The following is a 22,942-nucleotide window of genomic DNA, read 5'->3' on the forward strand; positions in this document are numbered from 1 at the left end:
GCATTTGATTTTTATTTGTTACCCATATTTGTAGGTGCATTTGTTTTTTTGTTTTCTGAGTCATCATTCTTTATTTTTTTTGACATTTTATAATGCAATTTTTCTAATTGATCCTGACTGTTTGGATTTGCGTAAAATGTTGCATGTCCTACTGTCTTGTAGTGAATATAATGAGCAGCACCAAATGTAATCCCTGCAATAAAATTAACAACTCCTTTCAATAGATAGCGAGTAACTTTCGATGCGGGACTTCTATCTTTACCTAAAACATCTCGACAGTACGTATCCTTTGCTAAAGTTAGACTGTCAATTAGAGTTTTTTCCTGACTTGCATCTTTTGATGGGCTCTTATGAAAAGCCTCCAAGGCTTGGAAGCATGCAGGGAAATATAATTTTGCATGTTCTACCGCACTCTGATGTTTTTTTGCATCATTTTTTAAATTAGATAAGATATCATTTACTGTGGTGTTGATTTTTTCTACGCTGGTGCAAAATTTTTTATTATTAACCATTAACTGTATTTGTTCGGTTGTGAGTGTTTCTCCCCCCAAGTCTAATATCGATGTCAGAGCTTTGTTTGATAATTGAGTATGATGTTGGATTATTGTTTTTCTAATCAATTCGTTATCTGATAGCAGATGCAAATGTTTCGAGGTTAATGGGATACTTTTATCCATTAAGAGTTGGACGACGTTAAAAAACTCGTTTGGTGCTTTAACTTGATAGGTATCAATGATTTTTTGACGAGACTCAAAATAAGACTTTGCAATGTTATTACTATATTGCCTTCCTTTTAATGCATCACATTGTTTCATTAAATTATGTAATGTAAACAATAAGGCTAAGGTATCTGATTCGCTTATATTTGGTAAAGTAATTAAGACATTATTGGCCAGTGCGGTTACGATAACCTGTTCAGAGATTGAAAGATTTTTGGCATTTTGAGCGTGGGTAATCAGCAAGTTGAGAGCATCTTGAGGTTCAAAGTGATGCGCCAGATATATTTGTGCTGCTTGAATGAGACAATCCAAAGCATCGGATGCATCAGGACTAAGTCTTATTTGATCAACAACTCGGGCTAATGCCGTACCAAAATGTCCAAAACTATCTCTGGTATCGATAACGCCTTTTGAAGCGTCTCTTAGCTCTGCTTGTGTTGAGGTAACAAAATAAAGTTCATTTAGATTGGATAACATGTCCTTATGCTTTACAACCTTTTTAGAAGCAAGCGAGGTTTGGGTTAAAATATTTCTTAATAAAGCACCATTACTAAAATGTTGTTCTTTAATCTCTTCTAAGGTATCGCCACAAATTGAACTGATATAAGCTCCAACGCGAAGATCTAAATGCTGTGCATAGTCTTCCTGAGAACGTTTCTGCATCTCACTGATTGCATTGCTACCAAATTGATCTTTTGAACAAATAGCCATCATTCGCCCATACTGAGCTTGATCCGTATGCATCATCCCAAATTTTTGGTGGCTTTCATGAATTATGATGGATAACTTTCCTTCATTGACTAATTTTTGCACCTCCGGCTCTAAATGCATATTTTTATACAGAGCTGTAGTGGCATCAACAATCAAAGTGGCAGGTTCTTTTCTTTTGGCGGCGATAATATTTCGTTTTACAAACTTATTAATATCAATTCCAGGTGTTAGACCCTCTGGATTTACTATAGGACCAGCTGATAACACAAAAATATCCGCATCCGAATCACTTGTTGTTCGAGTGACATAATCAAATTCAAAATAGCTCGGTTTAAATACTTTGACTAATGGCGGATTTCCTGATGACGTTTTCATTGTCAATGCTAGCTTCATTGCTTGCATATACGCATTAGTGCCAGACATTGCGGGGCATGCCATAAACGTGACTTTGTCCATTGCAGCGCTATCTATTGATAAAGCATTATCTAACGTGTGCTGCGATTCACTAAGAAAATCATTGAAACCTTGTTCCAAATCTTCTGTTCCCTTCTGCTCTAGCAGGGAAAGACTAATCTCATGAATCGTTGCGTATACGGAAAAGGCAAACTTAGGATAATCGTATTCGTAAAACGTATTTGCCATGTCTACCATACAGGCGATGCGTTGTATCGCTTCAGGTTTTATATTTTTAGGTAGATTTTTTAAAATTTTTTGTAGACATACTGCCAACTTTTGCGTTGGATGGTGAGGATCATGCGCGATGAATGATAATTTTTTGTAAATGCTGCTTGCGATTAATTCTTCAGATGTTTTAGGTAACTTATCATCCAGGGTTATTTCTTGGGGGATAGTAAGTTTGTCTTTCTTTTTTTGAAGGTTAACTGCTATCTCCCAAGGCGATGCAATTAGCCCTGCTGCCCTGAGTACACGAATAATGTGATGATAGCCAGATTTTGGGAGGACGAGAAAACCGACTGAATGATTGTTATCTTCGATAATCCAAGGATGTTCATATGGAAAAAAATTCTTATATATCTCCAAAATGGGTGTATTTTTCAACAAAGTAATAGGCACGAAGGTATATTTGTTCTTTTCGTTTAGATTTATCTTAAATTCGTCTAACAGTTGATCAAGTAAACGACCTGAAAGATTATCATCTCGATGATAAAAAGCGCCTCTATGAATATAGGGATTCTGTATTCGATGTTTAGAGGTTGGATTCAATTCTGCAACATGCCTGCCAAACATAATTTCTGACAGTAAGCGATGTTCATTATCCTGATCTATTAGGGAGAGGTAGGTAAAATAAGGACTTTTTACAACTGATTGCTTTACTTTTCTTTTACGCCAAATTCTTTGGAGAACTGTTATTGAATCTTTTTTTTGTCGCTGACTAGACTCTTCTTGAAGATCATTGCTTCCGACAAGAGATGTGTGCTCGCTTTTTTTAGGCAGACTTAACTTAGCTACATTTTCTTCAATGCAGCGATTTAAATCACGTAATGCGTTATTGACTTCAATTAATTTCATAGTATACAAAGCAAAACATAGTGCTTTATATGTATTTTAATTGATTAAAATTAACTCATTATTAAGTAAGCAGGTAAGAGTTTAAAAAAATTTTATTCTTGACCTTTCCGTTACGTAATCCCTTATCGTGTGAATTGTTGATTTAGAGGAATATGAGATGCCGTACACAGTAAAGAAATTAGCTAAAATTTCCGGGGTGAGCTCGCGAACTCTCCGTTTTTACGATGAAATTGGTTTATTAAAACCTGCTTATTATGGGGATAATCAGTATCGTTATTATGAAGAAGAGCAACTTTTGATGTTGCAGCAAATTTTATTTTTTCGTGAACTTGGATTTCCTCTAAATGACATACAGAGGATTATTGGTAGTGATGGGTTTGATAAAATCGAAACATTAACAACCCATAAATCTATCCTCTTAGAAAGTCTTGAAAGAACGAAAGCTCTTATTCAGACAATCGATAAAACCATGTCACATATTAGAGGAAATTTAACAATGAGCGACATCGAAATGTATGAAGGATTTGATTCTATAAAGCAGCAGGAATACGAAAAGTACTTAATTGAAACCGGTAACATAACCCAACAAGAAATTAATGAAAGTTGGAAAAATATTCGGCATTGGAAAAAAGATAACTGGGATGAGCACTCTCAAGAAGGGGAGGATATTAATCGTGGTTTAGTTCGCTGTATTCTTCATCACGACAAGCCAGAGGCCAAGAACGTTCAGGACCTAATCCAAAGACATTATAGTTGGGTAAAACACTTCTGGACACCTACCAGGGAAAGTTATATTGGACTCAGTCAAATGTATCTTGAACATCCAGATTTTAAAAACTTCTACGATAAGTTCCATCCAGACTTAGTGATATTTTTAGTTGAAGCGATGAGAATCTATGCAAAAGAACACTTGAATTAGTAGATACTGGGTTGGGTCGTCATACTTGAACAACGAGTTCATTACGTAAACGTATGTGTGCTCGAAAAAGTTATCTCAACTGGCATAGGCTGGGCTGTTGTTAAGCCCCGCATCATTTCGTACTTGCGAAGGAATGTTTTGGAAGTAGTATTGTTCCATGCTGGGCTATACACTGGCCCAGCCTACCTTGCTTTTATCCCCCCATTTAGCAATACGAGGTTGTTTTATTCTCACCCCTAGTGATCAATATTAACCTACGTTGTTCTTGACATCGCCATTGTGAATCACAATAATTCGACCGATTTGTTGAAAAAAGTTGCTGCAGGGATTGCCGGCCCTAACTAGGAAAAAAAATGAAAAATAAAATAGTTATGTTGGCACTAACTTCCTTATCTATTACTTATTCTCTTAATACTTATGCTGCCGAGTATCGTGAGGATGGTTTGTCACTAAGTGCTTCTTTAGGGATCCTCTCTGGTAAGGCCCACGAATACGTTTATTATTCAGGAACAGAGAGCAAGTTAAGTCAGCTGGATTGGCGCATAAAAAATGCCGCCATAATTAACGCTGAATTCAATTATGATTTTCTCGCTTGGTTCAGTGTCAATGGTAGAGGCTGGACAACTTTAGCCAAAAGTAAGTCGGTTATGGATGATTATGACTGGTTTAATCCCTATCAAGAAAGTTGGACTGACTGGTCACATCATGAAAACACGCATCTTAATTATGCCAATGAATTGGATCTGGGCTTAAGAGCATGGTTGATGCAACAACAAGATTACAAACTAGGTTTGGCTGCTGGTTACCAATGGAGTTCTTTTAGCTGGCGTGCAAAGGGTGGTTGTTACCAATATAACAATGGAGCTTATACGGGGTGTTTTGCTAGTGACCAACCAGGAATTGGTTACCAACAAAAATTTAGTACGCCTTATGTAGGGTTGGCCGGAAAATATTTCATCAATAATTTTGAGTTCAATGCGCTTTTAAAATATAGCAATTGGGTTGCAGCGCGAGATCATGATGAGCATTACGACCGCAATTTAACATTCTATGAGCGTGGAAATAATTTCACATATTATGCGGCAACCCTTAATTCGGGCTACTTTGTAACCCCTCAAGCGAAAGTTTTTGTTGAGGCGTCCTACAACCATTATTCTAATGGGCGTGCTGATACGGAAATAATCGATAATGATACCGGTAAACACGGTTATGAGGATGACTCAGCGGGTATATCCAATAAAAACTACAGCATCGCACTTGGCATGCAATATCGTTTCTAAGAGTAGGTGCTGTTGGTGTGATTTGCCATCAATCTTGGCTGCCAGCAGCCACAACAGCGTAGGTCGGGTCTTAGCCCGACCTACGGCATTTGCTCCCTCATTCCCTGGGGAAGAGGGTTTATGGTGAAGGGGGGCTATCTTCAGCAGGACTCATTTTGGGCTGCGCTGGCATTTCTACATAAACCTGATGCACAAAATCATCCATTTTTTTTGATTCGGCCTGTTTTCTGAACAACATATTAACAAAATCTGCTGCTACAAGTGGCCATTGGTTTTCAGAATTGGATTCACCACGATTTTCTTCATTGATAAGATCTACATTGTCTTTTAAAAAAGTATTTACCGCTTCTTCATCATACGCAACCAGGGCTCCGGAACGAATACTTACAAAGCTACCCTTGGGAACTACTTTGTATTCTTTATTATCACCAAGATGCACGTATTTTTTTTTGCTGGGATTATAAGCATATATGTCTTCATCAGCAGCATTAGGAATAATAAAAACTTTTAGCCCATTTGCTTTCAATGCTCGAATCACTGGTAGTAGCTCATTAAACCCAGAACTACGAATTAAATGTAAGGGTAAATATCCCAATGCTTTGGTTTTACCAACTCGTGCTAAATCGCCCATGTCTGGATGCGAAAAAAAGTCAGTAGAAGGTGGTGGTGTAGAAAATAGAGGCTTACTACTAACCGGGGCTTCATCGGGTGCATTCGATTTGTTTTCTTCACGTGTTGGGGGGGCGTTTTTAAGCAGCTCTAAAGGTGATTTCATAATTAGCAACCAAGTTAATATTTGTTCTAATTATAAACAAAATATTCCGATGTATCAAAACATTTACATTGAGTATTCTTATAAAACACTGCCTAAAAGGCTTTTGATCAAAGAACTATAACACCTTGGACATGATAAATTTGTTAAAAACAATGGATTATCCACGAATCCAAATAAGCTATAATGTAGGGTATGTTATAACCACGAGTAAATTATAATGCCGAAACCCAAAAAGAAATTACTGCAAGAAACCTCGCTACAAAATGGTGAAGTTCAAGGATATAAATTTCAAGATGATGATTATGCGAATCAAATGGCTTATCTTTTTAATGGCAAAAAGGGAGAAGAGGCAGCAAAAAAAATATTGGATGAGGCAAATGCACAATTCCCGAATCCATTAGATCTTTTAAAGAAAAAGAAATATATAGAAGAACAGCTGAAACAAAGAGCCATAGAAGTAGATAATGGTTTTCATGCTGGAATAAAAGACATTTTTGCAAGCTTAAAGAACGTGGATCATCCTGTGAAAGGTGAAGAGGCTGGAAAGGATGCTATGCTCAGCCTTATGAAAGGCCTTGGATTAAATGTTGATGATGATAATGTACAGACACATTACTCACCAGGTCCACCTATGGTTTTTCAAGTCACTTGGGTTAATCGTCCCGGGGAAAACCTCAAAAATGAAGACTCTAATGTAAATAAGCTTGCCCAAAGTTACTCAGACTGTTTGTCGCCAAGAACAGGTGAAAAGCAACAATTTGATACGTCGTGGCAAACACATAAATCCCATGCGCTGCAAGGTGGGCCTAAAATCGAAAAATCTGAGTTTCTAAGCCAGGCGGATCAATCGTTTCAAGCTCATTTAGATTCTCTAAAAAATCCAGTACAACACGTTGAGTCTGGAGAAGAACAAATTAGCGATTCCAGGCCAACCTACTGATTGATTCAATTGATATTTAAGTTAAAAAATGAAAAATCATACACATATTCTTGAGTGGGCAACTCATTGCCTACGGTCTAAAGGGTATTTATTAGTGCATGCAGCGGAAATCATGCTCGAAACACCTTGGTCGAATGTGATCCGATTTTCAACCTCAACAGGTAGTGTTTATTTAAAGCAACCGGCGCCATCTATAGCCCAAGAGGCAAATATTATGCAACTATTGGCGGAGCAATTTCATGCCAGCGTGCCGATGGTGATCGCAAGTAACGATGAGTTGCATTGTTTTCTGATGAGTGATGCTGGACAGTCGCTGCGCGAATATCTAAAAACAGCATGGCAGCCGGACTTATTATGCCAAGCCATTCGGCAGTTCACCGCGATGCAACGCTCCGTAGAGAGCGATATAGAATCTTTATTGGCACTGGGAGTCCTTGATTGGCGCTTAGATAAATTACCCCAATTGTATGAGCAAATGATTAGCCAGGGAGAGTTTTTAAAAACAGAAGGGATAACCAACAAAGAGCTGCAAACATTACGCGATTTAAGTCCGCAAATTGCAGAAGAAATCGAATCGTTATCTCAATACCAGCTTCCAGAAACCATTGTTCAATCTGATTTTCACACGAACAATATTTTGATCCAGTCACATACCCAAAAATTGACATTCATTGATTTGGGAGAGGTGGTGATCACCCATCCCTTTTTTTCCTTACATACGTTTCTTCGCCAAGCCATTATCCATCATGGTGTGAAAGAAGGTGATCAAACCTATCATCAATTGCAAGACACGTGTCTTGAACACTGGCTGGACTTGACGGCTAATAAATCGCTGCTGGAAGGATTTATGCTGGCCAAAAAGTTATGGCCCATTTATTCGGCACTTGTTTATTATCGTATCATTCACTGTGTCGATCAGCAGTTCTTTAAATCGTTTTATGCCAATAGGCCCAATCGACTCGCTGGGTTTTTTAGAGAATATATGGGGTAAGTGGGTCAGAGAAAAAAGATCCAAGCGAACCATGTGACGTTTATCCAAATTATTGGTAATGTTGAACGGCAAATAAAACAATTCACAAAATTTTCATGTTGCTAAAAGTAATATTTACTGACGGTGGAAGCATCGGAAACCCGAAGTAATTATTTGTAGCAGGAGCTAGATATACTATAGGAGTAGTAGATGAAAAGAATTACTATAAAAGCCGTCCTCGAAGAATATGATACTAATAAAGGTTATGGACGAGCGCTTCTTAAAGCAGAGCCTCATATTAAAGAATTGCGCAGTTTTTATGAGGATTTAAAGGGTGATGATTTATCTCCCGCCTCGTTACTGAGATTAGCGCAGATTTTAATTGGCAAAAACACCCGCACTGACACGAGTGAAAGTGGTAAAGCATTCGAAAAACTGGTTAGCAAACTAGGGGGATATACAGCACTTGATACCTTAAACGCTTCAAAACAGCTAACCAAAGATAATGTAGTATTTCTGGAAAAACACCCCCAGGAGGCGACGGATTTAGCACCGCTCATCGTATCTATCTCAAAAACAACGATAGCCTCCGAGAGGCAGAGGGTATTTTCTATAGCAGAGAAACTGAAAAATCCACAGGAATTAATTGCCGTTTTTAAAGAATTGGAATTAATGTCGCACTCAGAAAATGCCTATTTTTTCATTCATACTTTATCTCTTTTAAATAAGCACGATGTACATAGTGATGAGGTAATGCCTTTATTAAAAGGGACTGAGGAACATATTATAATTATTAGCCAAATACTAGAAACATTGGCAGAAAAAAATCCATCGTTACTTACCCTCCCTAACCTGATAAACATTTTAAAAATGAAACAGCACCACTTTGATTTCCATACGGTGTTAAAAATTCTGCCGCTTGATCAGAAGTCTCTCGATATATTATTGCGAGTAAATGAGACTTATACTTTGGGGCAACATTATTGGCTTGAAGACATCGTTAAGAATTTTGAAAAAGCAGGCTGGGATCTACAGCTCTATTTAGAGGATCTTCTTAGCGGGAGAACTAATGGTTGGGCCGTGAGAAGAGTGACCGCGGAATTAATGCGTTTGAAATTAAAACCAGAGCTTTTAGCCTTAATTTTACCAGCTATTTTGACTCACTCGCATGAAAGTACGGAATTATTAGATGCCGTAAAAATACTGCAGAAAGAGGACTTAAAAGAGGGGGTAGATGTAGCATTTCTTAAAATTGCAATTGCAATACCTAAGTTTTCTCACCGACTTGCGGCAGCTCTTGTGACCTTGCAAAAAGCTCAATGTTATAATGATGCAACCAAAGTATATGTGTGTTTAAGTCCAGAACACGCTTTAGGGCTGGCTCAATTTTGGATTCAATATACTAATGCTGGGTGTGTCGATGCATCTCAACGCGCAGCGATGCTGAAACGGCCACAATGTGCAGCTTACACCGCTGAGGTGATTGAATTTTTACAAAAAAATAATTTACATAAGGAACAGAATATTATCGCTATTTGTAAAGCGAAATTAACCGACAAATCCTTACTGCAACTACTGAAACTGATGCAAGAAGCTAAAATTCTAGAGCAGTCGAGTTTAGATATACTTTTACCACAACTATCATTCATTAAGACATTGTATAGTGGTGCTCAGTGTTTGGCATATGGTGGAAAATTAGATGCATTTAATTTTGATTCATTAGTTTCTGACCCTATTAATGCGGTTACATTAGCAGAAAATTTAGGTGGAAAACCTTATCCTGACAACCTTAGCTTCCTAAAAAACCCAGGGGCTCAGGATTTTATGACCATTCGTAGAAATACCAAAGTATTGTGCCAAGGTTATCGGCAAGGTCTTTTTTCCAGCGGAATGTCTTCTGAGCAGAAACAGGATTTTTCAACGAAGCGTGGTAAGACCGTCGAGCAAACACAAAAGGAAGCTCTGCTAAAAATTGCTCAATATTCGGGTAATCAAGCGTTAGAAAAGGAAACCGAACACCATGTTGCTGAAGACACTTATGTAAGCTTCTTAAAAATCAGATAAATAGAATGTCATCCACTTATATAAACCGTTCACCGAAAAGAGCGGTTTATATCATAGTTTTTACAGATAAAAAAAACAGCCCTCAGAAGACTTTTTTCAGAACGCTTTCAATCCTACTATTTTTATAGTAGGATCTACTAAAAAAATAGTAGAGTATGCCCTATTTGGTTTCTGGAGAGGAAAATGTCCATAAAAAAAGTATCGTCAGCCCATGATCGTCTGCTTACAGAAGTAGAGCTTGAATTAATGAATATTATTTGGAGCCTTAATAAGGTAACGATCAAAGAGGTTGTTGCGCATCTGTCTCAAGAACGACCTTTAGCGTACACCACTGTCGCAACGGTGGTAAAAGTGCTTGAGCAAAAAGGATTTCTTGAATGCCAGAAAAGCTCTTATGCCCATGTTTTTGTGCCTATAGTGACAAAGTCTGACTATGAAAATACCTGCCTTGATCACATTGTTGCCAATGTTTTTGATGGTGAGCCTGTAGCCCTTGTCCAAAGACTTTTGATGGCTAAAAAATTACAACACGATGAGCTGCAAGCAATAGAGCAAGCGCTGAAACAATTAGCCTCTGACACCAAAAAAGTGGGGGTGGAATAATGTTATTCATAGAAATTTTATTGAGCATCCATTGTTTGCTCTTGATAAGCTCATGGTTTATCGGAGGGCGCTGGCTTACCAAGCAACCGTCTTTTAAACTGAAACTTGCTCGCTTTTTATTAATCAGCTGTGTGGTTTCTCCATTAATTGTTCATTGTGTGAGTTTTAATCAAAAACCTGAGCATCATAACTATGTATCATTTGATGTACTGCAAGAATATATTAATCAACCTATCTTAAAGGAAAAAACCACGCAGCGTGCACAGGCATCAGCACCTTCATTGACACTGGACAATGTGAGTTATTGCCAGCTCTTTTATCTGCTGTTTTGTCTCATCACTTTATTTCGTGCTTATCACGTATTATCGGGTTTGCGGGGGTTGCGAGCGCTGTTAGCTGAAGCAATTCCTTATCGACGTGCTGGAAAACTAATTATTAAAGTGTCTCACCGCTGCGATATTCCATTCTCAGTATTTTTATTGAATAAAGCGTATATCGTTTTGCCCGTATCCTTATTTTCTTCTGCTAAAAATGTGCGGATTGCGATTGCTCATGAGGGACAACACCATCGTAATGGCGATTGTTTGTGGGCCTATTTTATTGAAGCTTTGCGCATTATCTTCTTTGGGAATCCAGGTGTTACACGCTGGAGCAGCGTTTTAAGTGAATTACAAGAATTTTCATGTGATGAAGTATTGGTTGGCCACCCAAACATTTCAGCACATGACTATGGCCACTGTCTGTTTCAAGTGATCCAGACGGTATCTCAGAGTTCTCTGTCATCTAATCGAGAATTAGCATGCACGGTGGGTATGGCTTTGAACAATGAAAATGAAGACTGTACTTTTATCATAAGGAGAATTTCCATGTTATCAACTTATCCATTTAATGCATCTAAGCCTTTGTTGCTAGGGATTGCATTTGTTGGGTTTTCTATTTTAGCACCTATGTGTGTGGCCTATTCAGCAGTAGGGTCCTTAACCAGTCCTAAGACAAATAAAGTGGATACAACGCATTTGGATCCTAAAATGCAACACATTGCAGAGAAAGAAATTACCGCCGCGGTCAAGCGCTATCACGCAAAATCAGGGGTGATTGCCATTGCTGATCCCAACACAGGTAATATCATTGCATTTGCTGAGTCTGGTACGAAGGACAACAGTTGGGCCTCGCGTGTTTTTTCACCTGGCTCTACCATAAAACCTTTTATTGCTGCCGCAGCTATTGATGCCGGTACAAGTTCTGTAACTAAGAATTATGATTGTCACGCACCTTATTCCCTAGAGGGTAAAACATTTACCAACTACAATCCTAATGTGGGCTCTGCTTCTTTAACAGAGGCGATGGCAAAGTCGATTAATGTATGTCTTATCAAGGTGTCGCAAGAGGCTGGGGCACCAGTAATCCGTAAAAAACTTGCTGAATTTGGTTTTGACATGAACACTTGGTGGCAAGCGAATCAAAGCGATGAGTTACAACTTGCAATGGCGTCACTGGGTGAAAATATCCCTGTCACTATTGAATCGTTAACAAAATCCTACGCCATTCTTGCCAACAAAGGACGTCCTTTTACTCGCGGGGACTCACCAATTATTTCCGAAACAACGACAAACTCGATAAATCACATGCTTAAGAATGCGGTTATCAATGGTACTGGAAAACCCGCAGTGATTCCTGGTGTTGCTGTGGCGGGTAAGACAGGAACTGTTATCGAAAACAGAGACAACCAACTTGCGTTGTTTGCAGGGTATGCACCTGCTGATAAACCCCGTTATGTCATGTTAGTCGTAATTGAAGACGGGCATTTAAGTAAAAATGGCAAGACATTAACTTCAGGGGGAGAACTGGCAGCGCCTGTATTCCGTAAGGTTGCGGTAAATAGCTTGGATGGTACAAAGCGATAATCACTAAAATTCCCTCTCCACTTGCGGGAGTGAGGTAGGTATGAGGTTTTTGTAGTTGTACTCAATACCCTCATCCGCCCTGAGGGCTCCTTCTCCCCCTGGAGAGAAGGGATTTTTACTGGTCATTTGAAATGATTTTGAGGTCGTAATGAAAAAAAATATTTTATTAATAGGTATGGGATTGTTATTGTGTACTACTATTTGGGCTCAAGGCGCCTGCTTTTTAGCATATGAAAATCAAACAGTGCTAAAACACGAGGGCAACGAGTGTAATCAGCGTTATTCGCCGGCATCGACCTTTAAAATTGCCTTAAGTCTTATGGGTTTTGATTCGGGGATATTAAAAGATGCGCTTCATCCTGAATGGCCTTATAAAAAAGAATACGAACTCTATCTCAATGTGTGGAAAGATCCTCATAATCCACGTACTTGGATAAGGGATTCCTGTGTTTGGTATTCGCAAGTGTTGACACAGCAATTAGGGATGAATCGATTTAAGAATTATGTCAAAGCCTTTCACTACGGCAATCAAGATGTATCAGGCGATAAAGGCAAGAATAACGGATTAACCCATGCCTGGCTTTCAAGCTCGCTTGCTATTTCGCCGGCAGAGCAAATCAAGTTTCTACAAAAAATAGTCTACAACAAACTACCTGTGAGCCAAAAGTCTTTGAGTATGACTAAAGACATTCTTTATATTCAAGAATTAGCTGGTGGTTGGAAACTGTATGGAAAAACTGGAACTGGTCGACAATTAACGAGAGACAAAAGCCATCAACTTCCTTTGCAACATGGATGGTTTGTGGGTTGGATTGAAAAGAATGGTCGCGTGGTTACCTTTGTGAACCATATCGCTGACAGCAAAGAAAAAACTACTTTTGCGAGTTTTAGAGCAAAAAATGAGGTACTCATTAAACTACATTATTTGATTAATGAGTTGGAAAAATAATGACCGCTCTCATCACGCTACTGCAGAGGACAAGTGCGTCGTCGGTACGGTGCTCGAATCCTCAGGTACTCACTTGTACACTCCAGTTCTGCGCTCCGTTCCTCCTGGCATCTGTCTCTCTGCAGCGAGTTTTGAGCGAGGTTCAATGGGCTTAAAAAGTTGAAAAAAAATGCTTGACCCTATTGTTGCTATATACCTTACCTTTGTATTTAAGGAGGGAACATTATGACTCAATGGTTCGTAAAAGATCTAAGCAAATTAACCGGTGTTTCGGTGCAAACGCTACATCATTATGACCGCATCGGTTTACTTATACCTTCATTACGACGTTCTAATGGGTATCGTGTTTACTCCGAGAAGGATTTATTGAAACTACAACAGATTATTGCTTTGAAGTTCTTTGGTTTTGAGTTGTCACAAATCAAAACCTTGCTTACTGATGAACATAGTGCGCTGAAACATTTTAGCAGCCAAGCCCAAGTGTTAGAACAAAAAGCAGCCGCTCTGCTTGAGGGGGCTAAAACGTTGCGACGCATCATTGACTCTGTTGACAACAATCAATCCATTGCATGGGAAACCATCATTCAACTTATAGAGGTATATAGAATGACAGCGCATCTTGAACATGATTGGGTCAAAGAAATATTCACACCCGATGAGTTAAAGCAGTACGTTGAGTTTGAAAAAGAAATGAAAGCCAATGCGACACCAGAACAACAAGCTACTTTTGAAAAGAATTGGCATCAGTTGGTGACAGAAGTAAGCAATAATTTGCAGTTCGATCCTAGCTCAAACGTTGGTGTTGATTTAGGGAAGAAAATTATGGATTGGGTGAATGGGGTATATGGTAAAAAATACGCCCATTTAAGAACCAAAAAATTTGAAAAGGGTTTTGGAGAGGGGAAGGGGCTCGATGAGGTAGGTTTGACTCCAGAAATTGTAGCATGGATGGATAAAGCGATGGATGCTTATTGGAGAGAACGAATTTATGGCATTTTGCAACAGGTAGGAAAAACCTCTGCTGCAAGCGTGTTAACTCTTTGGAATGCGGTACTGGTTGATATGTATGGTGAAGAGACATCTCGCCAAAAAGACATTTACGAAATCGTTTTTAAGGACGATAAAGTCAGTGCAGAAGCAAAAGCCTGGCTTAAAAGTATTCAATACTTAAAAAAGGGTTAGCAGTAATTGCATACATGGAGTACATCATCCTGAGCGAAGTGAAGAATCTTTTGAATGAGGCATAGACGTGATTTTGATGAGCGTCTCGGATCGGTATGATTTTTACCGATCCGGTTACTCATAAATAAGGTCGCATGTTTACTATTTCTTTGATTCGTGAAAGAACTTGCAAATCTCTTCCATGAAATCAGTATAACCTTGTTTTTTATCCATTATATTTTTCCAACGGTGATTGTTTCCTTCGGCAACTATTTGAGCCAGTTTATCCAGACGATCACCTTGGGTTTTCATAACGTGCGCTTTAATTTTCTCTTTTAATACTTCTTCCCATGCTTCATCAGCAAGTTCTAAAAAATAGTTTGCCTTCATATCGTCGCCATCAGCATGTTCGCCATGATGACAATGGCCGTGTTCATGATGGTGGTGTTCTTCATGCATATCATGACATGGACAATGGCAGTGTTCTTGAGCACATCCGTAGCTTCCCATATTGTTCTCCTTTCAGATTTTTTTAAACGTTGAAATAGCGAGCCTAAATAAAATTATAAAAAAGCACACAAATCTATTCTTGAAAACCTTAGGTATTTTAGTGTAGTACCTCATCGTTTCAATTGCTAAATTTAAATTAAAAATTGTTTCTTTAAAAGCGTTATGTTGTTCGTAGAGTATTTACTCATACATCTATATTTGCATAAAAGACGATATCCAATACCCGTAAATTAATTCTGAATCGCATTAAAACTCCATTAAGATAAAAAATAATTTTTATAAAAACAAAAAGTAATCAAGAGACAAGACTGGGTTATTTTGAATCCTGTGACGAATGTAGATTTCATGTTGGGTCTAAGACCCAATCTATTTGGGTTCAAAAATGTGCAATAATGTCCATTGCTCCTAATACTGTATAGCGTTTATTTGGTGAAATTCCTGCATTGGCATTGCCATTAAATGCATTTCTATCCAGCGCATAATCGTAGTCAACTTCTGGACGCAACTCGATTTGTGGTGAGAGCCAATGCTGCCAACCAAGACCGAGGTTCAGATAGCGAGTTTTGACACCTGTGCGTTGTCCCTGCTTATCGTCATAAAATTCAGGTCTAAAAGAAATATTATCAAGAGGTGAGAATTGATAATTGATGTAGGCTAACGTAGCGAATACTGAAGCAGTACAAGCAAGTGTCGATGTACTATTGCATTGTGCTGCATTCGGTGCGTTAAACGGAATATATTGTGGCGAAAAAGGCGTTCCTCCAGCCGCAATAGCAGCTGCTGCAATCGGATTATTGATATTCGCCACATTTTTTTGATGGAGTGTATAAATTTCATAGGCAATATGCCAGCGGTCGTTGAATTTATGGTAATAAGTGAATCCATACCACTGCAGATTATTGTAACCCCAAACCCCATTATTGATACCGTCCATGCAAGGATAAAAGGTATCTTTACCATCATTCCAGGTAAAACGCGCGCAAGCAACGGCGGATAGTCTTGCGCCTGGATCTTTGGGAAATGTTGCATTGGGGTATAAAGGATTGGGAGCAGGATTATTTACTTTTTTCCCTATATTCCAAATCGCGGTATCTGTGCCACCTACTAGACCTAATTGGAAAATGACATTTTTAGCAACTGCTAAACTTGCTACTACACCTTCATTGGTATAGTTATCGAAAGTATAAGTCATCGAGTGTGAGTACATGTAATTATTGGGTGCAAGTTGTGCCTCAATATCAGGAATTGAAATATAACGTCCCACTCGCACAAGTAATCCTTGTGCTACATTAGGGATGTATACTTCACCATAAACCATGGGAAAGTCATAACCATACACTGAGTTATGATTTAAAAGCTGATAACTGGCAATCCCATAGGCAGTGGTATAGCGGTAGTTTTCCCCATAAATCCCTGATAGTCTAAACCCCCAATCGCTATGGTTTGTTTGCACTGTATCGGGAACGCGTTCCATATAAAGCACTACTTGATCCAATTGAACGGTATTTGGCGTATACAAATAAGCCATAGGTGCGTTGCCGCCTGGTTTGACTGTGTTTGAACTGATATTGCCGCCGCCATTTACCCAACCATATACTTGAATATGACTCTTTTGTAACCATTTTCCAGTAGCGGTATTGGCAATGCCGACCATCAGTGGGCTATCAACAGAGTTAGGTAGGCTCACCCCTAATGACGTGGTGGCGCCATAAGGCCATTCAGTAAAGGGCATGGGGGGCGTAGACTGTGGGGTGGCAGGCCAACCTCTTCTATGCGCAGAGGGAGCCTGCAGGTCAGAAGGTGCGGCAGCATGCCCCATTTCCAACTGGTAATAACGAAAAAAACGCTTAATAATCTGTTCACCTAAATAACTATCTAAGCACGCATAGTTGATATAAGGATCACATTTTAATGTAGTTTGGCTTGATATAGCTCTCTCTTTTGCCCAGACTGGATCAGTCGTTGTAGCTAAAATGAGATAAGTGAAACCTACAATAATAATTCTTTTCACATTAACTTCCTGTAAAAGCAGCTCAATTAACCGAACAAAGGTAGCCTGGCTGCAGCAGCTAGGCTATGCTTGATTTAAGTGCCAATTTCTCCAATTGCATGCATTAACTTGCTGAGCAACAAAGTGGGGTCACTATGTACTATTGGAATTGCTGATTGTTGCGCATTCATAAATCCTTCAACGACACAATGATTCATAAAATTAAATAACTTATCAAAATAATTATCGATATTTAGGAACCCCATTTTTTTATCGAGTTCCCCTATTTTTAGTGCATTCCATGTTTCAATTGCCTCCTCCAGAGTTCCTAATCCTCCGGGCATGACGATAAATACATCCGCCAATTGTTGTAGCATTTTTTTTCGCTCTTGCATTGAGTCAACCACATGCAGTTCGTCTAAGATGCCTAATGGTTTTTCTTTATCTAAAAGATGAATCGTGGTAACTCCTATTGCTTTACCACCTAATCCTTTTACTGTGTTCGCTAAAAGTCCCATCATGCCTAGACTCGAGCCGCCATAAACCAGGCTTAGTCCCATAGCAACAATGTCATGTGCGAGCTTTATCGTTGCTTGTTCGAATAATTGATTACTTCCAAAACGTGCACCAAGATAGACACAAACTGTTTTCATAAACAATAATCATGATTAATTTTTTTGCGTCATACAATGTAAATGAAGATAAACCTGCCTGCAAGCAGCCAGGTTGTTGTGTGGTTTGGCAGTATTTGCAACATTTCCACTGTGTTTCTAGGTTCTACACGTTCTGAATTAGACTTTGATGTTCTGTATTTTCATGAGATTCTTGTGAGGGCTTGATGTCTTTTGACAAAGCACTGGATGCTAATCCTACTGAAACAACACCTGAGTAGATCAACAGCAGCAAAAACGAAGCAATGCATATATTTGCCTGAGAAGAAGTATCACACTCTTGCTTCTCAAACATTAAAGCAATTGCTAATCCAAATCGGGCTAATGCAATAAGTCCTTGGAGTAAATGTAGAAGTTTTTCTGAAATATGGGAGTCATTATGGGAAATAGCATAAATTGATCCTAGTGTTTGCGCCACGGTACCAGGTATAACAATTGAAGGGGCATAGGACTCCACAGTTGTAGTAAGTATCTGAACAATACTATTAGAAACTTGTACATTATGATGAACTGTTGATGTTGGTGTAGAATCACCAAAAAACCTTGGCATGTTTTTTCCTTGTTTAAAATCATGATGTTAAAGTTGCGCTACTACTATACTCCCCTTATTTAAATGATATCAATGGGGCAAACATTCATTTTAATTTTCATATAAATAGCCATCAGCTAGCTCCTAATTTTCCTAATTTTCCTAATTATTGAGCGATTTTTATTAAGCTATGGTTGGGACTAATTGACGTCCATTTCAATTTATAATAGCGTATTCATGTTGTATGAGGTTATGGATTAAATAGTTAAGGATAATGATGCGCTTACTTAATAAATTATTTTGTACTAGTCTTGTATTACCCCTTGTTTGTTCCGCTGGTACTATGGGTAATGTAGGTCCTTCTAAGCTCTGGTCTATCCCTATTCAAGGGGGCTTTTTTGGGGCATCTCAAGGTAAAGAACAGCACGTTGATATTGATGGCCTGATAGGTAACGACTATACCGTAGACAACAACTCGCAAATTAGTGGACTTGTCGGTGTTGGTTTATATTTTAATGGTCCCTCTTACAATTGGTTTCAGCTGTCTTATGGAGTTGATGCTTTTTATTTAGGGAAAACCACAGTACGCGGCGATATTATTCAAGAGGACTTGTTTACTAACTTATCTTATAAATACAGCATTCAAAACGTGCCTGTTTATGCCGCAGCCAAAGCACTGATATTCACAAATAACCCCAGGTACAACTTCACAATAGATGCGGGGATTGGCCCTAATTTTATGTGGACTTCTGACTATCATGAAACCCCATTAGAAGACTTTGTTATCCCTGATCATGCATTTAAAGGAACCTCCACAACGAGTTTTTCTGTCACAGCTGGGGCTGGAATTCGCTTAAACAATATAATTGGGCCCATGCCATTGGAATGTGGTTATCGTTTCTTTTATTTAGGCCAAGGTCATTTAAATAGGGTTAATGATCAATACCTCGATAACTTAAATACCGGTGATACCTACGCCAATGCCCTGGTGTGTGCGGTAACTATATAAATCATTGATTTAAAAAAGGATTTTACATGGTAAAAGGACTCGTGATAAAGGGGATATGGCATGTTGTTTTTCTTGTTTGCATCCATCATGTTGTTTCGGCAGCCCCTAGCCCTGGTCGTTTTTTTACCATTTCCAGTTATGGATCGCCCGTTGATGTTGATGTGACCTTATGCCTCAACGTCAAAGGGAAAGTGCCTACAAGTTGCCAAGAGTATACTGTTTCTGCGGTTAATTTAAGTTTATTAACTGTGCCTATGCATATCTATCCCTATGCTGGAATTAAGATTAATTCTCCTTATTACTCAATCGGTTCAGGGTGCACTCCGTTAAGTAATGGATTTTGTATGTTTTACGTGAGTCACCGATCGTCAGCAACAATTCAGATTAAAGCGCCTGATTATATTATTATTGGTGCAGGTACTGCGGGTGCTGTTTTAGCGAAAAAATTAAGTGATGACATGCACACTTCTGTCGTGGCAATACAGAATGGGCCCAATCTGAATCAAGATCCGCTGATTAATCTTTCAAAAAATGCCGTTATTACGGTGGCATCAGGATTAATTGGACCGCCACTTTATGCACTTTCTGACACAATTTCACAACAATTTGCTGATAATCGGATGTTAAATTGGGTTTATGCAATACCGCTGGGTGGAGCATCATCGATCAATGCGGGCGCTTGGTGTCGTGGTACGAATCAAGTTTATTCGCAATGGGAAACATTAGCAGGGCCAAACTGGTCGGTGGCCAATATTCAGAATGCCTATGTTGAATTAGAAAATTATACCGGTCAAACGACTAATCCTGCTGCCCGAGGCTTTAGTGGACCTCTTCCGGTTCGGCAAGAGGCTAGTCCCACCCAAGTTTCAATTAAATTCTCACAAGCCATTATGAATGCTACGGGAGTGGGGCTTGTTCTGGATTATAATGATCCCAATACCCCTATCGGCGCTTCGACACAGGTGCAATATACGCAAATGGGTGCAAATGGGGCGTTACGTGCAAGCAGCTCCATTGTTTTTCTGAATAGTGAAGTGATGGACCAACAAGGAAATGGAGTAAATGGGCGTCAATTACATGTACTATTTAATGCTACTGCAGATAATGTGATTTGGAGTGGAAATACTGCCGTTGGTGTTAGATATTATCAGGATGGTATGAAGAAGGGGCTCAATGCAGCAAAGAGTCTTTATGCAACAAAAGGAATCATAGTCAGTGCGGGAATTAAGAGTAGTTCAATTCTTATGCGCTCTGGGGTTGGTCCGGCCTCATTATTGCAATCGCTCAACATTCCTGTGGTTTATGATAACCCGAACGTAGGTCAGGGATTGGCTGATCAACCACATGTGATACTGATTTATACGTCGAATCCTAATGATACTCCTTCATCGTATTTGCTGCAGATTGCAGGCAATATTATTTCTGCTTTAGCCAATACGCCCATTGGCCAAGAACTTATTAAATATATTGGTTCTCAGGTGAATGTACCAAATGGTTTATTTGCACAAATTGCTTGGTTGCCAGATCCTAGTGGAGCCAATCCTGGAGTACGTGCGGTGCGATTTGCCTCAATAAATCCAATTCCTGGCATCACCGTGGTCTTCTTGGATCTGGTACAACCAGTGAGTCGTGGTTCTATCGTGATTAAAAGCAGAGATCCTTTTGTAGAACCAGCTATGAACTTAGGCGAGTTTCAATCGCAATCTGATCTCGCGCTTTATATCAGTACGATGCAAAATTACATTAAGAATATCAATGCTCAATTACAAAGTATTGATCCGACTTATCAGATGATTTTCCCCGATCCTGGGTTGCTTGATGATGTTCCGCAGTTAACTGATTTTATAAGGCAAGAAGTGGGGAGTAACATGGTTTTCCAAAGCCATTGTCGTATGGCACCCTTAAATCAAGGAGGGGTTGTTGACAGTACAGGCCATGTATATGGGGTGCAAAATCTTATTGTGGCGGATGCTTCTGTTGATCCTGTTGCGATGGATGGTACTCCTATGGCCACAGCTTATTTAGTTGCTGCAAATATAGCAAAAATGTTACAGGGACAATAAGTTCTACTATCTTGGCCAAAATGACGCGATGTTAAGTGCTCCGATACTCACATACTTAGTGTATGCCGCGTTTCGGTGCGCTAAAATCACATCATTTTGGCCGAATTGTAAACTGACCTTAGGAGTGCAGATACTGTCTTTAATCTTAAGGTTTATTTTTAAAGACAGTATTTACAATCAAAAGGCTATTTATTTTAATAAGGCTAATCGATATGTTCCTATTTCTTGAAAGCCAAGTGATTTATAAGCACGTACAGCAGCACGCTCATTGCTGAATAGAATAGCTCTTTTGATTTGTTTCACCATCGCTTGTTGTAGGCAAAAATACACAGCTATTCTGGCAAAACCTTTATTTCTTAAAGGAGGGGGGGTATAAACTGGACCGATTTGCACAATATCCGGTAACTGGGCATTGAATCCACATAGTGAAACAGGGATATTATCTACAAATAAAACCCACCGATTTTGACTCAGCCGCGTATCTTGAATTTCATCCATCACAGATTCTTCAAGTTTAGGATCGCCAGCGTCATCTCCTAGTGCTTCTATATGATAAGCAATAAGCCATTCTTTGATGACCCCTATATCACACTCTTGCATTGTTTTGAGGGCGCAATGATATAAATGCATTGCTTTGGGTATTATCATCTGTTCAAGATTAAGTAAGAATAATTGTTCTTGATAATTAATGGCGAATTCAGACGAGGATAACTCCAGCTTATCCATGACAAAACGAGCTTGCGAATCTTCGCCTAATATGCCAGCAATTGCTCTTGTTCTTTTCAGTTTAAACGTATCAACCAAAGCGGATAATATGGAAAAATTTTCAGCTTGCATCATGACATTTCCATTCCAATAATGCGCTAAAACCCCATTAAGTTGGGTATTCTCAAACGAGCCATAATATTCGCCATGAAATGGTGCATCCTGATAGGTGATTCCTGAGTAATATAAATTGTTCCTCATGAACATGGTCGTTTCTTGATAATGATTGAGATAGGATGACAATTCCTCGATATGTGATTGGTCTAGTTTTTTTATCTCGATCATGATGTTCCCCATATGATGCATCTTTTTGAATATATTCTATTCATCAATAGGAAAGCAAATTTGCTGAAATATGAGCACTCATGCTGGTTGGATTATTGGATCCAACCAGCATGTAGAGTTTGTTAAGAAGGTATTAGTTTCCACTAACTTCCAGTGTAAAATCGATATTACCGCGGGTAGCATGGCTATAGGGACAAATCTTGTCATGTGTTTCCTGTACCAACTCACGTGCCTCAGCGGTTGGCAGGGAAGGGACATTGACATTCATTTTCACCGCAAGGCCAAACCCACCACCTTCACGTGGTCCAATAGAAACGTGGCATGTTACAGTTGTACCCTCAACATTTTTTTTGTGCTGGCTTGCCACAAATTCCAATGCGCCACCAAAGCATGCTGCATAACCAGCAGCAAAAAGATGCTCGGGAGTTGTCGTGTTAGGTAAACCCCGGCCTCCCATCTCTTTGGGAACAGAAAAATTGGCGCTCACAGAATGATCCGTAGTTTCCGAATGGCCATTTCTCCCTCCTGTATTAATCGCTGTTGCAGTTACTAGAGGTTTTATGGTGTTGGCTGACATGTTTTACTCTCCTTGTTA

General features: G+C 39.1%; 19 protein-coding genes. 11 read left to right on the forward strand and 8 right to left on the reverse strand.

Features of this window, described 5'->3' with window-relative positions; all coding sequences use genetic code 11:
* Positions 1–11 precede the first annotated feature (11 nt).
* On the reverse strand, positions 12–2,960 hold the full coding sequence (locus tag BGO44_RS06665; protein ID WP_273197798.1) for a hypothetical protein: 2,949 nt from the start codon (positions 2,958–2,960) through the stop codon (positions 12–14).
* A gap of 157 nt (positions 2,961–3,117) precedes the next feature.
* Between BGO44_RS06665 and BGO44_RS06670 the strand changes: the two genes are divergently transcribed.
* The gene (locus BGO44_RS06670) at positions 3,118–3,879 is read left to right on the forward strand and encodes a MerR family transcriptional regulator (protein WP_058509712.1); all 762 of its coding nucleotides are present in this window, start codon (positions 3,118–3,120) and stop codon (positions 3,877–3,879) included.
* 353 nt (positions 3,880–4,232) lie between these two features.
* Positions 4,233–5,159 carry an omptin family outer membrane protease gene (locus tag BGO44_RS06675; RefSeq protein WP_058509711.1) on the forward strand — a complete coding sequence of 309 codons (927 nt, stop codon included), beginning with the start codon at positions 4,233–4,235 and terminating at the stop codon, positions 5,157–5,159.
* Between the two features lie 118 nt (positions 5,160–5,277).
* Here BGO44_RS06675 and BGO44_RS06680 read toward each other — a convergent pair whose 3' ends face one another.
* Complete coding sequence (locus BGO44_RS06680; RefSeq protein WP_058509710.1) at positions 5,278–5,934, reverse strand: hypothetical protein; 657 nt, start codon at positions 5,932–5,934, stop codon at positions 5,278–5,280.
* 217 nt (positions 5,935–6,151) lie between these two features.
* Between BGO44_RS06680 and BGO44_RS06685 the strand changes: the two genes are divergently transcribed.
* From BGO44_RS06685 to BGO44_RS06715, 7 genes are all read left to right on the forward strand, one after another.
* The gene (locus BGO44_RS06685) at positions 6,152–6,874 is read left to right on the forward strand and encodes a hypothetical protein (RefSeq protein ID WP_058509709.1); all 723 of its coding nucleotides are present in this window, start codon (positions 6,152–6,154) and stop codon (positions 6,872–6,874) included.
* Positions 6,875–6,902: 28 nt separating this feature from the next.
* Complete coding sequence (locus BGO44_RS06690; RefSeq protein ID WP_058509708.1) at positions 6,903–7,865, forward strand: aminoglycoside phosphotransferase family protein; 963 nt, start codon at positions 6,903–6,905, stop codon at positions 7,863–7,865.
* A gap of 189 nt (positions 7,866–8,054) precedes the next feature.
* A complete protein-coding gene (locus BGO44_RS06695) occupies positions 8,055–9,908 on the forward strand; it encodes a hypothetical protein (protein ID WP_273197797.1) in 1,854 nt (617 codons plus the stop codon).
* A gap of 183 nt (positions 9,909–10,091) precedes the next feature.
* Complete coding sequence (locus BGO44_RS06700) at positions 10,092–10,511, forward strand: BlaI/MecI/CopY family transcriptional regulator (protein ID WP_058509706.1); 420 nt, start codon at positions 10,092–10,094, stop codon at positions 10,509–10,511.
* Entirely contained in the window at positions 10,511–12,415 is a 1,905-nt protein-coding gene (locus tag BGO44_RS06705; protein ID WP_273197796.1) for a M56 family metallopeptidase, read from the forward strand. Before BGO44_RS06700 ends, BGO44_RS06705 begins: the two co-directional genes overlap by 1 nt.
* Before the next feature lie 148 nt (positions 12,416–12,563).
* Positions 12,564–13,364, forward strand: coding sequence for a class D beta-lactamase (blaOXA, locus tag BGO44_RS06710; protein WP_273197795.1), 801 nt, complete (start codon positions 12,564–12,566; stop codon positions 13,362–13,364).
* Between the two features lie 225 nt (positions 13,365–13,589).
* Positions 13,590–14,546, forward strand: coding sequence for a MerR family transcriptional regulator (locus BGO44_RS06715; RefSeq protein WP_273197794.1), 957 nt, complete (start codon positions 13,590–13,592; stop codon positions 14,544–14,546).
* Between the two features lie 141 nt (positions 14,547–14,687).
* Here BGO44_RS06715 and BGO44_RS06720 read toward each other — a convergent pair whose 3' ends face one another.
* From BGO44_RS06720 to BGO44_RS06735, 4 genes are all read right to left on the reverse strand, one after another.
* Positions 14,688–15,035, reverse strand: coding sequence for a hypothetical protein (locus BGO44_RS06720; protein ID WP_058509702.1), 348 nt, complete (start codon positions 15,033–15,035; stop codon positions 14,688–14,690).
* A 376-nt stretch (positions 15,036–15,411) separates the two neighbouring features.
* Entirely contained in the window at positions 15,412–17,046 is a 1,635-nt protein-coding gene (locus BGO44_RS06725) for an outer membrane beta-barrel protein (RefSeq protein ID WP_273197793.1), read from the reverse strand.
* Between the two features lie 74 nt (positions 17,047–17,120).
* Positions 17,121–17,678: an LOG family protein gene (locus tag BGO44_RS06730; RefSeq protein WP_273197792.1), complete on the reverse strand. Its 558-nt coding sequence runs from the start codon at positions 17,676–17,678 to the stop codon at positions 17,121–17,123.
* Between the two features lie 124 nt (positions 17,679–17,802).
* Positions 17,803–18,246, reverse strand: a complete 444-nt coding sequence (locus BGO44_RS06735; RefSeq protein ID WP_058509699.1) for a hypothetical protein — start codon at positions 18,244–18,246, stop codon at positions 17,803–17,805.
* Between the two features lie 253 nt (positions 18,247–18,499).
* On the opposite strand from BGO44_RS06735, the gene BGO44_RS06740 reads away from it, so the two are divergent.
* Together BGO44_RS06740 and BGO44_RS06745 are read left to right on the forward strand one after the other, a co-directional pair.
* Entirely contained in the window at positions 18,500–19,234 is a 735-nt protein-coding gene (locus BGO44_RS06740) for a hypothetical protein (RefSeq protein WP_273197791.1), read from the forward strand.
* 26 nt (positions 19,235–19,260) lie between these two features.
* Positions 19,261–21,297 (forward strand): GMC family oxidoreductase, encoded by a 2,037-nt coding sequence (locus BGO44_RS06745; protein ID WP_273197790.1) that lies wholly within the window; start codon positions 19,261–19,263, stop codon positions 21,295–21,297.
* 189 nt (positions 21,298–21,486) lie between these two features.
* On the opposite strand, the gene BGO44_RS06750 is transcribed toward BGO44_RS06745, so the two are convergent.
* Together BGO44_RS06750 and BGO44_RS06755 are read right to left on the reverse strand one after the other, a co-directional pair.
* The gene (locus BGO44_RS06750) at positions 21,487–22,347 is read right to left on the reverse strand and encodes a GNAT family N-acetyltransferase (RefSeq protein ID WP_273197789.1); all 861 of its coding nucleotides are present in this window, start codon (positions 22,345–22,347) and stop codon (positions 21,487–21,489) included.
* A 133-nt stretch (positions 22,348–22,480) separates the two neighbouring features.
* On the reverse strand, positions 22,481–22,924 hold the full coding sequence (locus BGO44_RS06755) for an organic hydroperoxide resistance protein (protein ID WP_058509695.1): 444 nt from the start codon (positions 22,922–22,924) through the stop codon (positions 22,481–22,483).
* Between the last annotated feature and the right edge of the window lie 18 nt (positions 22,925–22,942).

The organism is Legionella sp. 39-23 (assembly GCF_001897665.1).
GTDB lineage: Bacteria > Pseudomonadota > Gammaproteobacteria > Legionellales > Legionellaceae > Legionella > Legionella steelei.